Source organism: Perlabentimonas gracilis (assembly GCF_011174675.1).
GTDB classification, from domain to species: domain Bacteria; phylum Bacteroidota; class Bacteroidia; order Bacteroidales; family Tenuifilaceae; genus Perlabentimonas; species Perlabentimonas gracilis.
On record NZ_JAANIG010000013.1, the window covers coordinates 33,834 to 49,331 of the forward strand.

Annotated in this window: 12 protein-coding genes; all 12 read right to left on the bottom strand. The window is 37.5% G+C overall.

Going from position 1 to position 15,498, the window contains the following annotated elements; all coding sequences use genetic code 11:
- Positions 1-17: 17 nt before the first annotated feature.
- Positions 18-1,841: an excinuclease ABC subunit UvrC gene (gene uvrC / locus G8O23_RS07645; RefSeq protein ID WP_166363423.1), complete on the bottom strand. Its 1,824-nt coding sequence runs from the start codon at positions 1,839-1,841 to the stop codon at positions 18-20.
- 9 nt (positions 1,842-1,850) lie between these two features.
- Entirely contained in the window at positions 1,851-2,870 is a 1,020-nt protein-coding gene (locus G8O23_RS07650) for an inorganic phosphate transporter (RefSeq protein ID WP_219932451.1), read from the bottom strand.
- 42 nt (positions 2,871-2,912) lie between these two features.
- Positions 2,913-4,541 (bottom strand): adenine deaminase, encoded by a 1,629-nt coding sequence (gene ade / locus G8O23_RS07655; RefSeq protein WP_166363425.1) that lies wholly within the window; start codon positions 4,539-4,541, stop codon positions 2,913-2,915.
- 152 nt (positions 4,542-4,693) lie between these two features.
- Positions 4,694-6,553 (bottom strand): tRNA uridine-5-carboxymethylaminomethyl(34) synthesis enzyme MnmG, encoded by a 1,860-nt coding sequence (mnmG, locus tag G8O23_RS07660; RefSeq protein ID WP_166363427.1) that lies wholly within the window; start codon positions 6,551-6,553, stop codon positions 4,694-4,696.
- Positions 6,537-6,980 carry an rRNA maturation RNase YbeY gene (ybeY, locus tag G8O23_RS07665; protein ID WP_166363429.1) on the bottom strand — a complete coding sequence of 148 codons (444 nt, stop codon included), beginning with the start codon at positions 6,978-6,980 and terminating at the stop codon, positions 6,537-6,539. The genes mnmG and ybeY overlap by 17 nt, the downstream gene beginning before the upstream one ends.
- Positions 6,981-6,991: 11 nt before the next feature.
- Positions 6,992-7,387, bottom strand: a complete 396-nt coding sequence (locus tag G8O23_RS07670) for an ATP-binding protein (RefSeq protein ID WP_166363431.1) — start codon at positions 7,385-7,387, stop codon at positions 6,992-6,994.
- A 77-nt stretch (positions 7,388-7,464) separates the two neighbouring features.
- Entirely contained in the window at positions 7,465-8,640 is a 1,176-nt protein-coding gene (locus G8O23_RS07675) for a murein hydrolase activator EnvC family protein (protein WP_166363433.1), read from the bottom strand.
- A complete protein-coding gene (locus G8O23_RS07680) occupies positions 8,633-9,388 on the bottom strand; it encodes a DUF4292 domain-containing protein (protein WP_166363435.1) in 756 nt (251 codons plus the stop codon). The genes G8O23_RS07675 and G8O23_RS07680 overlap by 8 nt, the downstream gene beginning before the upstream one ends.
- Positions 9,378-11,078 carry a tetratricopeptide repeat protein gene (locus tag G8O23_RS07685; RefSeq protein ID WP_166363437.1) on the bottom strand — a complete coding sequence of 567 codons (1,701 nt, stop codon included), beginning with the start codon at positions 11,076-11,078 and terminating at the stop codon, positions 9,378-9,380. The genes G8O23_RS07680 and G8O23_RS07685 overlap by 11 nt, the downstream gene beginning before the upstream one ends.
- A 5-nt stretch (positions 11,079-11,083) precedes the next feature.
- On the bottom strand, positions 11,084-11,518 hold the full coding sequence (dut, locus tag G8O23_RS07690; RefSeq protein ID WP_166363439.1) for a dUTP diphosphatase: 435 nt from the start codon (positions 11,516-11,518) through the stop codon (positions 11,084-11,086).
- On the bottom strand, positions 11,515-12,984 hold the full coding sequence (locus G8O23_RS07695; RefSeq protein WP_166363441.1) for an oligosaccharide flippase family protein: 1,470 nt from the start codon (positions 12,982-12,984) through the stop codon (positions 11,515-11,517). Before G8O23_RS07695 ends, dut begins: the two co-directional genes overlap by 4 nt.
- A gap of 109 nt (positions 12,985-13,093) precedes the next feature.
- Positions 13,094-15,463 (bottom strand): patatin-like phospholipase family protein, encoded by a 2,370-nt coding sequence (locus tag G8O23_RS07700; RefSeq protein WP_166363443.1) that lies wholly within the window; start codon positions 15,461-15,463, stop codon positions 13,094-13,096.
- Positions 15,464-15,498 lie beyond the last annotated feature (35 nt).

The window sequence follows — 15,498 nt, forward strand, 5'->3', positions numbered from 1 at the left end:
AATTGTTTGATAGTTTGTTAGGTTTTTATTTCATCATTACTTAGGTTGATATTGCTATAAAATTGAAATATCAGCTTGGCCTTGCTGTGCCCAACAACACGGGTTAACTCTTCAACAGATGCTTTGCGTACAGCAGTAATACTTTTAAATTCCTTAAAAAGTTGCTCTACTGATTTTAGCCCAATCCCCTGTATTTCTGTTAGTTGTGATGCTGTGGCAGTGCTGGAGCGACGATTGCGATGGTGACCTATGCTAAATCTATGTGCCTCATTTCGTGCATATTGAACAACTTTTAACGATTCCGAGTTCTTGTCGAGATAAATTGGAACAGGATCGCCAGGAAAGTAAATCTCCTCCAACCGCTTGGCAATACCAATAATTGATATTTTTTGGTGTAATTGTAGACTTTTTAGCGCGTTGTAGGCTGTACTTAGCTGCCCTTTTCCTCCGTCAATAACAATAAGCTGCGGGAGAGCTTCGCCATCGGAAACTAAGCGCGAATAACGCCGGGTAATTACTTCGGCCATGGAGGCAAAATCATCGGGGCCAACCACAGTCTTTATGTTGAACAAGCGGTATTCCCTTTTGGCCGGCTTTGCATCTTTAAATACAACGCATGCCGAAACGGGGTTGGTTCCCTGAAGATTCGAATTATCGAAACATTCAATATGGTGGGGTAAAGCAACGGTTTTAAAATCTTTTTGCAGACTTTTCAGAATTCTCATCGTTCTGCTTTCGCCATCCCTCTTCTCGAGCATCATACTTTTCTCTACAACATACGCTTTGGCGTTACGTTGCGAAAGTTGCAACAGCTTTAGCTTATCGCCTCGGGTCGGAACAGTATACTTACATCCATCAAGCACATACTCGGGTATAATGGGCACAATTAATTCCTTTGCCCTACTATTAACCCGTTGTCGTAACTCCGTGATTGCTATTGCAAGTAAATCGGAAGTTGTTTCGTCCAACCCTTTTTTTAACTCTAAATTGTGCGATTGTATAACCGAACCCTGCACAACCTTAATAAAGTTTACGCAGGTTACCTTGCTGTCTTCAACAATACTAAAAACATCAAGGTCGGTTAGCCTAGGATTAACAATGGTAGATTTTGCCTGAAAACGCTCGAGTGCTGCTAATTTTTCCTTGTACTTGTGCGCCTGTTCAAACTGATAATCCTTAGCATAATAGTGCATTCGTTCAACAATAATACGTTTTACCGTCTGTATATTACCGTTTAGTATATCTACAATTAAAGTTATACTTTCATTGTAATCCTCTTCCGTTTGATTGCCAATACAGGGTGCCAAGCAGTTACCAATTTGGTACTCGAGACAGGGTTTAAATTTTCCAGACTTAATATTTTGTTGAGTAAGTGCTAGGTTGCAAGTCCGCAGCGGATAAATAGATTTTATTAGGTCGAGTATGGTTTTTAGCAATACACCCGAAGTATACGGACCAAAGTATCGACTACCATCATGCACAACCCTTCGTGTACTGTATACTCTAGGAAACGGTTCGTTCTTAATACAAATCCAAGGATAGGTTTTATCGTCCTTTAGCAAGACGTTGTACTTCGGCTTAATTTTTTTTATTAAGTTATTCTCGAGCAGTAAGGCATCGCTTTCAGTATCAACAATAATATGCTTAATATCTACCACTTTAGAAACAAGAACCCTAAGCTTTGCACTCTCGTATTTGTTTTTGCTAAAGTAGGAGGACACTCGCTTTTTTAGATCCTTGGCTTTACCTACGTAAATTACCTCTTTCTCATGATTGAGAAATTGATAAACTCCGGGTTTGTTGGGCAAACGTTGTGCAATATTTGCTGGTGACTGCTTCACAATTATTGGTTAAAAAAGATAAAGTATTGCGTACTTATCGGAAAGGTATACCAAAAAAAACGAAACACAAAAAGCAATTACAGGGGCTAGAAGCCACATAAAGAAGAACTTAACAACCTCTGTCTTTTGCAGAATGTTTTTGGCCCCGAGCTTTGCTATACCAATACCAATAATTGCGGCAACGTTAAGTTGAACCAAGGATGTTGGGATTCCCTTAGTTAAGGAGGCCATAAGCAAAAGAGATGCAGAAATAAATGCAATGATGGCTGCCTCTATCCTACCGAAAAGAATTATTTCCTTGCCAGTATTCTTAAGAATTTTATTGCCAAAAATTGAGCTTCCAATCCCAAAACAAGGTGCAATGATAAGTACAGAGAAATTTGATATCAACCAGCCATATTTCTCGGCGTCAAGATCAAAAAAATTAAGGGTCATTTGCGTTAAAGGGCCAGCAGCATTAGCCACATTATTAGAACCAATGGCAAAAGCAACGTAAAGTGACAGTATAATTAGTAAACCCTTAAGCAAATAGCTATTATTTACCTTGGCAGAAATAGTATAACCTCTTCTACGGAGTGGAGTATAGATATATTTTCCTATCAAAAAACTTAGCACAAACGAAACAAGGGGTAGTATAAACCAGGTTGGAAGTATCTCGTAAAAGAGTTTTGTTGAGTTGAAGTCGCTAAAGTATAAAGCCGGAGCAACCATAGCGAAAACAGTTGATTGGCTGGTAGATTGTGGTATTCCGGCTATGTTTGCAATTAGCAGCGAAAGGGCAACGGAGAAAAACACTATGGACAGCATTACGCTATTGATTAACGAAGGGTTAATTATACCCGAACCAAGCGTAGCAGCCGTATTTTTTCCTGCAATGGTGGCGCCTAAAAAAACCATCAGTCCAAATAGTCCTGGTATTAGGCTTTTGCGGATAACATTCGCTCCATATGCTGCCGAAAAGGAAGGTCCAGTTCCGCTGCCACCCATATTGAAGGCAAGGAACATACCCAGAATGAAAGGGACAAACATTTGCGAATTAGTTTTGGTTTGCTAACTCACAAATATAAGTAATTAATGAAACAAGGGAACGGAACAGAATTTATTAATATCGAATAGTCCGTTATGGTTAATTTTTAGATTAGGTATTACCGTTAAAGCCATAAAGGAAGCAGTCATAAATGGTGCGTTAATACTGCAGCCAGACGAAAGAATGTGTCTATTTAATTCCTCGTACTGCTTGCTAACCTCTTCGCCGGGCTCATTGGTCATTAGACCAAAGAATGGTAATTTTATTCCTGCTACCTTACCTTGATTTGCGAAACACAGTCCTCCTTTACTTAAAACAATCCATTGAAGTGCTGATTGAATACTTTCGTCATCTACTCCTACACAAAGTATATGATGGCTATCGTGAGCTATACTGGCCGCTAACGCTCCACTTTTCAGACCAAACCCTTTAATAAATGCAACTACGGGTGGAGTGTCGGAATAGCGGTCGAGAAGAACTATCTTAAGCATATCTGTTGATATATTAGATGAAACTACACACCCTGCTTGAACCTCTATTTTGAGCCAATTGGTTAAAAGTTCACCCGGAATGGCTTCTATTACGTTCATTGTGGTTCCTGTAGATGTAACTTTTAGCTGTTCCACTGTAGGAATATTTGTGCGGAAAGGAAACGCAGGAGGATGCTGCCTTGGTGTGTTAAAGAGTAATCTTTCTTTACTGTACACTTTAGCTCCATCTATATATGTTTCTAATATATTGAAGTTTACTAAATCTTCAGTAATAATAAAATCGGCTGTATCTCCAACATTAAGCTGGCCTACAGGTAACGAGTAATGGCTTACAGGATTATATGTTGCAATGGTTAACACATCGTACAAATCATAGCCCTTTGATACGGCTTTGGCAACAACCTTGTTAATATGACCACTCATTAAATAATCGGGGTGGCAATCGTCGGTACAAAACATTAGAGACGCTGCGTTTTCAGTTATCAACGGAGATAGTGAATTGAAATTCCGTGCAGCGCTCCCCTCGCGTATTTGAATTTTTTGGCTTAAAGCGATTTTTTCGAGAGCTTCGGAAGTTGTACTACATTCATGATCGGTGCCAATACCGGCCTTTACGTACGATATCAGATCGTCACCTTTTAAACCTGGAGCATGTCCATCGATGGGTTTATTATACTGTTTGGCGGCATTAAGTTTGCCTACTACTTGCGGGTCGTTGTTAAGCACACCGGGGAAGTTCATCATCTCGGCCAAAAAGTAGAATTCTGGATCGGATATCATTCGCGCCACATCGGACGCATTAAAAACAGCTCCACTTTTTTCCATAGGCGAAGCCGGCACACACGAGGGTACTCCAAAAAAGAATTTTAGGGGAACAGTTTTGGAGTCGGCAATCATAAACCTGACACCTTCTTCGCCTGCTACATTTGCAACCTCGTGTGGGTCGGTAACAACAGCTACAGTTCCGTGCTTGACGGCAAGGCGAGCAAACTGACTTGGGATTAACATTGAGCTTTCAATGTGGATATGTGAATCGACAAATCCTGGTAAAATATAAGGCCCCTCTACGGTATCATCTCTCTCAATAGAAGCAATTTTTCCATTGGCGATAGAAATTACGGCTCCATACATTTGCCGATCGCGAGGCATTACCAATACCCCTTTTACAGTAAAATTTTCCATTTGTATTCAATTTATTATCTACTTATTCGCACTAAAAGAAAAGTGAAACTCACAAAGCGTTAAAATACCACTACTTGCATTGCGTAATTAAATATATTGTTCCACGTGGAACAATATATTAGAGTTGTAGGAATTTGGTTCCACGTGGAACACTACCTGCCAAGATATACTAATAGTACATTTATATCGCTAGGTGAAACGCCGGGGATCCTACTTGCTTGACCAATGGTTTGCGGCTTTTGCTTCTCTAACTTCTGGCGAGCCTCTGTACTTAACGATTGTAGTCGCTGGTATTCTAAATCATTTGGAATTTTTACGTATTCTAACCGTTGCAACTTGTCAGCTATTTGTTTTTCCCTTTCTATGTAGCCACCATATTTAATTCTTATCTCGGCGGATTCAATTATTTCGTTAGAATAATTATCTAATTGTATCGTATTAAGCAATTGGAGCAGTTGCTTTAAAGGAACCTCTGGTCTTAGAGCAACGTCAATCAATTTCCGGGATTGTGATATGGGTTGTGAGCCTAGTTTCTCAAGAAATGGATTTACCTGTAATGGTTTGATGCTCTCTTTCTTTATATAGTTAAAGAGATCGTTAATTCTTTGGTATTTCTGGCCGTATGAATTGAAGTCAACTTCGTTTACTAGTCCAATTTTATATCCCAATGGGGTTAACCTTTCGTCTGCATTATCTTGGCGGAGTAAAACTCTATACTCGGCTCTACTTGTAAACATTCGATAAGGCTCGTCAACACCTTTGGTTATTAAATCGTCAATTAAAACTCCTATGTAGGCTTCATCGCGCGATAGAACAATTGCCTCCTCTCCCATGCACTTGCGCGCTGCGTTTATACCTGCCATCAAACCCTGTGCTGCCGCCTCCTCGTACCCTGTTGTACCATTTATTTGTCCTGCAAAGTATAAACCTTCTACCGTTTTTGTTTCTAAAGAGTGTTTAAGTTGTGTTGGGGGGAAATAATCGTATTCAATTGCATAACCAGGGCGTAGGATATGTACTTCCTCAAATCCTTCGATAGTTCGAAGCGCATCGAATTGTATATTTGCTGGTAGAGATGAACTAAAACCATTCAAATACATCTCGTAGGTTTTTTCACCTTCGGGCTCAAGAAAGAGTTGGTGTGAAGTTTTGTCGGCAAAAGTGCGTAGCTTGTCTTCGATACTTGGGCAGTACCTAGGCCCTATTCCCTGAATGGTTCCTGTAAATAATGGGCTTGAATCGAATCCAGTTCTAAGTATGTCATGTACCTCCTGTGATGTATGGGCAATATAACAACTACGCTGCACTAAGGTATTTGGCCCTTTTGTTCTAAACGAGAAATACCGCTCCTCTGTCTCGCCCTTTTGTTCAATCAGCTTTGAGTAGTTTACCGTTCTACCATCGATACGAACGGGTGTTCCTGTTTTCATTCTCCCAACCTCAAAACCAAAGTTTAAAAGTTGCTCCGAAATTCCAACAGAGGATTTCTCTCCTACCCTTCCCCCAGAAAAGTTTACGTCCCCTACATGTATTTTTCCGCTTAAGAATGTACCATTAGTTAGAATTACAGTTTTGGAACTAATTGTAATACCTAACTTTGTTTTAACGCCTACTATACTATTACTATTAAAAACCAATTCCACAACGCTATCTTGCCAAAGGTAAAGATTAGGAATAGTTTCAAGCGTATCGCGCCATAGCTGGGAAAATACCATTCGGTCGCATTGAGCCCTTGGGCTCCACATAGCTGGTCCCTTAGACCTATTTAGCATTCGGAATTGTATTGAAGACTGATCGGTTATTTGCGCCGATAAACCACCAATTGCATCTATTTCGCGTAGTATCTGCCCCTTTCCTACCCCGCCCATTGCAGGATTACAGCTCATTTGAGCCATCTTAGAGAGATCCATCGAAATTAATAATACACTTACACCTAGTTTTGCTGCAGCAGCCGATGCTTCGCATCCTGCATGTCCACCTCCAACTACAATAACATCAAATTCCTTTAACATCCTTAGTTAACCTATTAAGAAGTTCAAGACTTTTATCCTCATTAAGCCTCATTTCTTTTTGTTCAATATCAGTTGAGTCGCTATACCCAACAAGGTGTAAAACACCGTGTACCATAACTCGGTTCAATTCTCGTATGAAAGTTTGTTTAAATTTTTTGGCGTTGTCGTCTACAGTATGTATGCTTATGTACATATCTGCAGATATAATATTATTTACTGTATAGGGAAAAGTAATTATATCGGTATAGTAATTATGATTAAGATACTGGATGTTTACCTTAAGGATTTCCGCGTCGGAACAAAAGATGTAATTAATATCACCAACCTTAAAATTGTAGCTGGCTATTACCTCTCCTATCCATTTCTTAATTATACGCTTTTGGGGTAGATTAAAATCTACATCAACGGTATGGAAAAGAATTGGCACTTGTAAAAATTCTAGATATGAAAAATTAATTCGACTTTAGACCCATTATCGTCGAACTCGATGCTGTCGGCTAGATTTCTCATCAAAAAGACACCTCTACCTGAAACATTCTCTATATTTTCTGGTCGGGTTGGGTCTGGTATGTCGTGGTAGTTGAAACCGGGGCCTTGGTCTTTAACATAAATATGAATGCTAGAGTCGTTTATCTGAAAGGCTACATCTACGGTTTTACTAATATCATATTTGTTACCGTGTGTAATTGAATTATTAACTGCTTCTATGGTAGCTATCAGTATTTTACCGTAAATGTCGGATGATAATTTACATTGCTCAGAAATTTCATCCACCAATTTTTCAATGTGGGTGATATTATCGAGTGTTGATTGTATGCTAATCGATTTTTTCATATAAGTATCTATATCTCAAGTTGCTTATACTAGGTTTAAAGGATAATGTTTCGAAAAGAGTTACGAAATTATAAATATTACGGCAAAATCCATTCTATTGGATTTAAAATGACGTTTTCTTTCCAAATTTGCAACTTGTATACTGCGCTTGATGTTTTAGTATCGTTGTACACTTCGCCTATTACCTGTTGGGCTGTTACACGGTCGCCAACCTTAACTTGTACTTTAATTAAATTTGAATAAACCGTTACAAAGTCTCCATGCCGAACTAGAACTGCTATATTCTGACCAGGAATTGATACTATTTTCCGAACCTCGCCCTCGAAAATGGCTTTTACCTTTTCGTTTGCTTTGGTACTAATATCAATGCCATTGTTTCGAATTTTAATTCCCTTTAGCACGGGATGGTTGTGCTCACCAAACTCGCTTACAACAACCCCCGAAGATGTGGGCCATGGTAATTTACCTTTATTACCGGCAAAACCATCCGATATTCTTAAGTAACGAGCATCACGTATTTGTGTTTTGGCATTTCTTGCTTCCTCGGCAATTAGCTCAGCAATTGCCTTATCAAGAGCTTCCATCGCTTTCTTTCGCTCCTCAACCTCTTTTCGCAGCTGTGTTTCTCGCTGTTGCAAATTTTTAACTGAAGAGGTGTACTGGCGCTCCTGTCGATTAAGATTAGTAATCTCATCGGCCTTTTGCTCTCTCGATTGGGCCAACCGATTACGGTTTTGCGACACCTTAGCAAGCTCGTCTTCTATTGCCTGTTGTGTTTGTACTATTTCCTGTGCTTGCTTTTCGCGAAAGCGTAGAAATTGTTGATAAAACCGCATTCTTCGATAGGCTTGGTTAAAATCTGCTGAGGAGAAAATAAAAACCAATATTTGCATGTCGGAACGGTTGCGTTGTGCAAATCGAATTAGTTTGGCATACTCATTCTTTAAGTTATGTAAATCGTTTTGGTATGCTTTTACCAATAGTGATTTGTCCTCAATCTCAATCTCCAATAAGTTAATTTGCTTTTCGATGTCGTTAATTAAATTTTTACGTAGAGTAAGCTGACGTTTTAATATATTTAAATTATTTAATGATTGCTCCCGCTCCTTCTCTGTACGTTGAAGCAATTGAGTAGACTCTTTTAATTCGCGTTGAGTACGCTCCTTGCGTTCCTCAAGTTCCTTAATTGTTTGACCAAAAACGGAAGAAGAGAAAAAGAGTAGAAATAATATTAATGCAAAAATTCTATTCATTTTCAGTTGTCAAAATTTTTAAGGGAATTAAAGAGTCATACTGAAAAATTGCAGGTATATTAATCTGTAAGTGTTTTATGTCGTATTCTAGCTCAAACTCCATTGGTTGATTATTAAAATCAACTAAAATATTAGTCACCTGAGGGAATGGAAACTCAGATGCTTTATTATACACATATCGGGAGGTAAGCCTTTGATTGGTTGAAGTATTCGTGATATCTACAAAGCTTAATCTGCCATTTGAATTAAACTCAAATTTTGATTTTATATCATCTATTGAAACGTCTGATAAATTCGATACATTAAAAAGGGCGTGTAGAAAACTAGCGGTGTCGCTAGCAGAAACATCGCAAGCTCCAAAAAGTATTCGTTGAATGCCATTAAGAGTTAAAGGTATACCAATTGAAGAATGTAAGTAGCTATATGACATATCAAATCCAGAATTTTGTTGTATATCAATAACTTTCAATCCTTCGGAATCGAACAGTACATTTGCTAGGGGTTTTCGTAAATTTGATAGTATTGTAATATGGATAAATTTATCTCTGTGTGCTGCTAAATTGGCTCGATGAGTACGTAAGTGGCCATCGGTATCAATTCTGAGTATGGAACGTTCAAACTGGGTTGATACAATCCTTGTTTTCGAATCGTAACTATAATTTTCAATATGACTAGTTGTTACGCTCCTTGTGCAATTGTAACACACAAGGCTTAGCAGTAACAATAAAATTAATAGGTTACGGTACATACGTTCTAGTTCTTAGTTTTTCATCTAATCTATCGCTTCCCTCTCCTATCTCCTTAGCCTTCATCCAGTAAATGTAAGCATTTTCTTTGTTCCCAGTTTTATAAAGGGCATCACCATAGTGTTCATTTATTACAGCGCTTGTGCTTCCACTTTTGGCAATGGCATTTCGTAGTACTTCGCGTGCTTTTTCATACTCGCCCATTTGGAATAAAACCCACCCTTTGGTATCAATATATGTACTATTATTTGGTTCTAAATCAACAGCTTTTGTACTCATCTCTAGAGCCTTGGTCAAATTCTTTTTGGTGAGCGATAGGTAGTAACTGTAATTATTTAAAATTCTGGCATTGTTAGGATCATACTGCAAGCTCTTGTCGTATGCGGTGAACGCGTCACTTAAATTGTTTATCTTATAGTGCATATCTCCAAGGGTGCCGTACATTTCCGATTTATCTTCCTTCTTAACATTGTCTACTCCTTGTGATAGAACAAAAATTGCATTCTCGGTATCGTTCAACTCATCGAGCACCAAGGCTTGAAAAATGTAGAAAATAGACTGTTCAGGAAACTGCTTACTTGCCTTAATGGAGTTATAAATTACAAGCTCCTTTCGCTGCATTGAGAAGTCGAAAGAAATTAACTTTTCCCATCGGGCGGGGTTTTCCTCATCAAGTAGAGTTAATATTTGAAGAGATTCGCGGGCCTTAGGAAACTTTCTACGCCTAATAAAATGTTCGAAAGAGAGTTCGTGTACATAGATATTATCGGGATGTTGTGATAAAGCGGTATCAATAAGTTGATCTAGTGGCTCACCATAGTTATTGTAAATAGATTGTTCGAACAGGAGCGGGTAAAATAAGCGCACCTTCTCATCGGGGTTTACGTTAGCATTAGTGTATAAACTGGTGAGGACTTCTAAGGCATCACCATAACTTCCAATTTCTAAATATCTTTGATATAGCTCAATCTGCGGTTGGGGGAAAGTGCTATCCATTGCAATTGCTTCATAAATATCAGCAAAGGCAGTGCTATCCTCACCCATTTTAAAATGGATCTCGCTGCGGTAAAGCAAATACAATGGGTTGGCTGTTTCTATGTTCAAAATTCCATCAACCTCAGCAAGAGCGTTATCAAGACTATTGGTCTCTATTAAAATTCTTAATCGTGTTTCGGCTAAACGTGTGTTGTACCCTAATTGCTCCTCTAGGCTGTTAAGAATAGATACTGCTTGGTCAAAATTTTTCTGTTCACTTTGCAATAGAGCAAGCTGAAATTGATGGTTAATATTTAACGAATCAATTAATACAAGCTGTTGTTGATTGGTTAAGGCTTTATCGAACATTTGTTGATTAATGTACAGCATACCAAGGAGTGAACGATAGTACTTGTTGATTGGGCTTAATTCAACTGCTTTCTCTAAATTTACAATTGCAGAATCAACTTCGCCAATCATATTGTACGAAATTGCTAATTCGTAGTATATGGCGTCATTGTTTGGTTCCAATATTTTTGCAATTTCTAAATTACTGAGAGCATCCTCATAGTTACCGTACAATCGGTTTTGGATGCCTTCGTAATAATGCAGAAAAGGGCCTACTTTACTATAAACCTTTTTGTTAACAGGTGCTTTTTGTGTAAAACAGCCTGATAAAAAAACAGATATAAATACTACAAATACTAATCGTTGCATAAAACTTATTTTACTCCAGTATGACCAAACCCACCTGCACCTCTTTCAGTTGATTCTAGCTCTTCAACTTCAACCCAAGCAATCGATTCATGCTTAGCAATAACCATTTGGCAAATTCTTTCACCGTCCTCAATTATTGCAGTGGTGTTGCTCAAATTAACAATAATTACTCCAATTTCTCCGCGATAATCGGCATCAATAGTTCCAGGAGAATTCAGTATGGTAAGACCTTTCTTGAGCGCTAAGCCGCTACGGGGCCGAATTTGTGCCTCGTAACCTACAGGTAGTTCAATAAATAGGCCAGTGGGTACTAACTTTCGTTCAAAAGGTTCTAAGGATATTGGTGACTCAATATTTGCACGAATATCCATACCAGCACTTTGACTTGTAGTATACTTTGGTAGATGGTGCTTAGATCTATTTACAACTCTTACTTTCATTTATTTATACCTTTTAAAATGTTTAAAATTGGGAGGTTATCAACTTTTACAACAACAAAGATAAAAGTTAAAATCAAACCTAAACGAAATACGAATGAAAGGGGATAATTGGGAATATTTACAAAATATCCTATAAGGAAAAGTAGTATTGCACTAAATATGAATATTAAAAATTTTCTTACTTGGTATGGAACAGGATAATGCTTTTGACCACCGTAGTAACAAACAATCGACATTGTAACATAACAAATAAGTTTGGCAATAGCTGCGCCATAATAACCAATAATAGGTATTAGTAAAATATACAAAGTGACTGTAACAAAGGCACCAATAAATGTATACACTATTCCCTGCCAAGTTCGGTTAGTTACCTTAAACCAAATGCTAAAGTTTATATATAAACCCAAAAATAAATTCGATAGTAATAAAATGGGGACTACATCTATTCCTTCACGAAAACCTTTGCCAATTAAAACCTGAAAAATTTCTGTAAACAAACCTACTCCCATAAAAATAAGTAAAGCAAAGGCTAGAAAATATTTAGTAAGATTTGCGTACTTATCGGGGGAGTCCTTATCGTCGATATTGGAAAAGATAAAAGGTTCTACAGCATAGCGGTACATTTGGATAAAAAGTGTCATTAGTACAGCGAGCTTGGCATTGGCTCCATAAATCCCAAGTTGGTAGAGAGGATTAGTTTCGGGATTGGCCAAGTACTTTAAGAAAATACGATCGAAAAATTCGTTTGATGATCCTCCTAGGCCACTAATTAACAAAGGGAAAGAGTATACAAAAAGTATTTTTAAACGACTAAAACTAAAAGTTGTTGGTAGTAAACCAGGAATAAAAAATATAATAAGGGTTGATACGACTGTACCAATTAGATTGCTAACAAATATGTAGTTTATACCAAAACTAGGGTTATATACTCCGATGGTTTCAAAAATTTCGAATCGCGGACAAATAACAAGAAAAAAGAAGTTAAATGCTACATTTAGAGCAACACCCAAAATTTTAATAAGTGCAAACGTATATGGTCTATTTAATAGTCTTAGCTTTGCAAAGGGTATGGTTGAAAAGGCATCTAGACCAATTATTGCTGCCATTAGCACAACATACTCTGGATTGTTTGGATAACCAATAAAGCCCACTATACTTTTAGAAAATAGCGAGGTAAAAAGGATAAAAACAGAACTACTGAATAGCAGCGAGATAAATGCTGTGGAGTAGGTTACATCTGAATCCTTTTCCTGTGATGAGAATCTAAAAAAACCTGTTTCCATCCCATATGTAAGGAGAACGATAAGAACAGCCAAATAGGCATACATCTCGGTAACAACGCCGTACTCCTCCTGCATAAATACGCGGGTGTGCAGAGGAACCAAAAGGTAATTTAAAAGACGGGGAACAACGCTACTTAATCCATAAATAGCAGTGTGTCCAGCAATTCTCTTTAAATAGTTCATTAATAAATTTAAAAATTATTAATAGGTACGTTACTATATTAGCGGGTGAAGATAAGCTTATTAAGCATTATCATCTCTTAAGTTTTGCAGCAATTCTTTAGAAAATGAATCAATACTGCAAACTTGACTTATTGAAAAGAATGTAACCAAAATTAAAAGTGAAATATAACTGTTTAACCTCCTTCGGATAGTAGTGCAGTGAGGCACTTATGGGCCCTACAGGAGTGTGGTACACCAAGCTGGTTGAACTCATAAAAAATCTGTCTTTAAATGGCTCTCCGTAATATGGTGTAAAATCCTCACTGTTGCGAAGTGTTATCCTATACGGTTGGAATAAATATAACTCTGTTCGCAATGATATATCATTAGAAATATTAAAAACGGGTACTAATCCAACACCCATATATTTATCAGCATGAAAGTACTTAATAAATTGGGTTTTACTATGTGGAGTTGGCGTAAATCCAGGGGAACTTAGCATTGTTGAAGAGTAGTTCACAAAAAATGGTCTATTTGTAAATGTCAAATCAACGTAAACACCTAATGATATTCGATTGGGTACAACAGGATAGTACTTATGAACGTTTAATCGTGCCGACATCCATTCATGGTAAAGAAAATCATCGATCCTACTAGGACTGGTGCTACCAGGTTTATGTTCTTCTCGTGCAGTTACGTATCCAACGTTTAAACTAATGCTGTGCCCCTGGGTTGGAAAGAGTTTTTGGGTAAAGTTGTTAATTTCGTAACCTATACCAACATTAGTAAAGATTAGAAAAGTATGGTCGGGTGTATCATTAAGCCTAAAATTATCTACCTGATAGTACTCATAATCATTCTCACCTGCATTTATATTTAAATTTAAAACAGAATTCGGTTTTGTTGGAAAGCCAAATTGCAAACGGCCAAAACGTTCCTTTTTAATAAGATAAGGAGGCTTAACGTCTTCAAAAAAAGGATCGGTGGTTGAACTATAGTAGTCGAACCTATTCAATATACCAGAAAGTTGGATATAAAAGGGTATTCGGGTTGGATAATCCTGACGAACTTTTGCTTGTGCACTACTGTATAACCGTCCAAAGTATGAATTAATGCTAAATAGTGTTGGGCTTTTTCTAAATAACTTGTAGTCTATACCTAAAAAACCCTGATTTAAGCTGCTAGATGAGATATTACCTCCAATGTGTAAATCAAATTCTGGTTGTAAGGAAACATTAAGATCTAAATCGAATAATTGCTTCTCATTTATGTAGATTGGTGTTGGGAAAATCCTGCTGATATACTTATCCGAAACAAGTTTAAAATATTCAGATTTTAGCTGATTAAAATCTGTTGGAGAGGATTCTCGTCGAATTGATCTTATTACATACTCTAGCTGCGAATCATTTAGTCCCTTTACTGTTATTTCGTCAAAGACCAAATCGGGTTGGTTTTTAATAAACTCTATGCGCTTCTGCAGCACTTCATCTAAAAAAACTCTTCTACGTACAAGACTTTTAATGCTATCCATTAAGCTTAAGGTAGCTTCGTAACCCAAACGGCTAAGTTCTCGTGACTTGCTGAAATCAAGTAATGACAGATCCTCAACGTCGGAGTCTATAACGATTCCTAATGTATCAGGTATATCAAAATCTGTCATTCGCATAATCATATGTTCGAGCTGTAAAAAGGCATCGATTTCTCCAGGAGGTGGAGAATTTTGCGAAACCTTGCTTCCAATAATTACATCAGGCTTAAAATCTTCGTACATAACATCCCAAGGAAAATTGTTGTAAATTCCTCCATCAAAAAGTGGTACACTATCAATTACAATGGGTCTGAAATAAAAGGGAAAGGTCATCGAAACCCTTACGGCATTGCTTAAACTACCATTGCGAAAAATTCTTGGTTTCTTATTATAAATATCAGCTCCTACTGCTCTAAAAGGTACCATCAGGCTATCAAAGTTATTGTTTGCTTTGGCACTGCCTGGTGCATAAATTGACATAAAAGCAATATCCATTTGATGGGTAGGAATTAAATACGATGGTAGAATAGGCTTAAGCAAGTTCTCTTTACGTTTAAATGAAACAGAAAACATTCTAGAATCAAGTTCAGGCTTTTTAAAAAAGTATTTGTATTCTTCAGGTATAATCCCTCTACTCCATAAAAAAAATTGCTCCGATTCAAACTCCTCAAGCATCTGATCAGGAGTATACCCTATGGCATATAGACCTCCAACAATTGCTCCAATGCTAGTTCCGGTTACATAATCTATAGGTATTCCGTGTTCTTCAAGCGCTTGAATTACTCCAATATGTGCTAGACCTTTGGCTCCTCCTCCGCTAAGAACTAAACCTACTCTTTGTCCAAGGGTCAAATAAGGAAGAATGAAAAGCAAAAAAGTAACGATAAACTTCATTTTATGGTATTTATACAAAAATATATATAATTTGATCGCTAAAGAAAAACCTTTTCCTATTTTTGCTGAATGTATCAAAGGGATAAATTTAACTCTCTAAATTATGATATTTG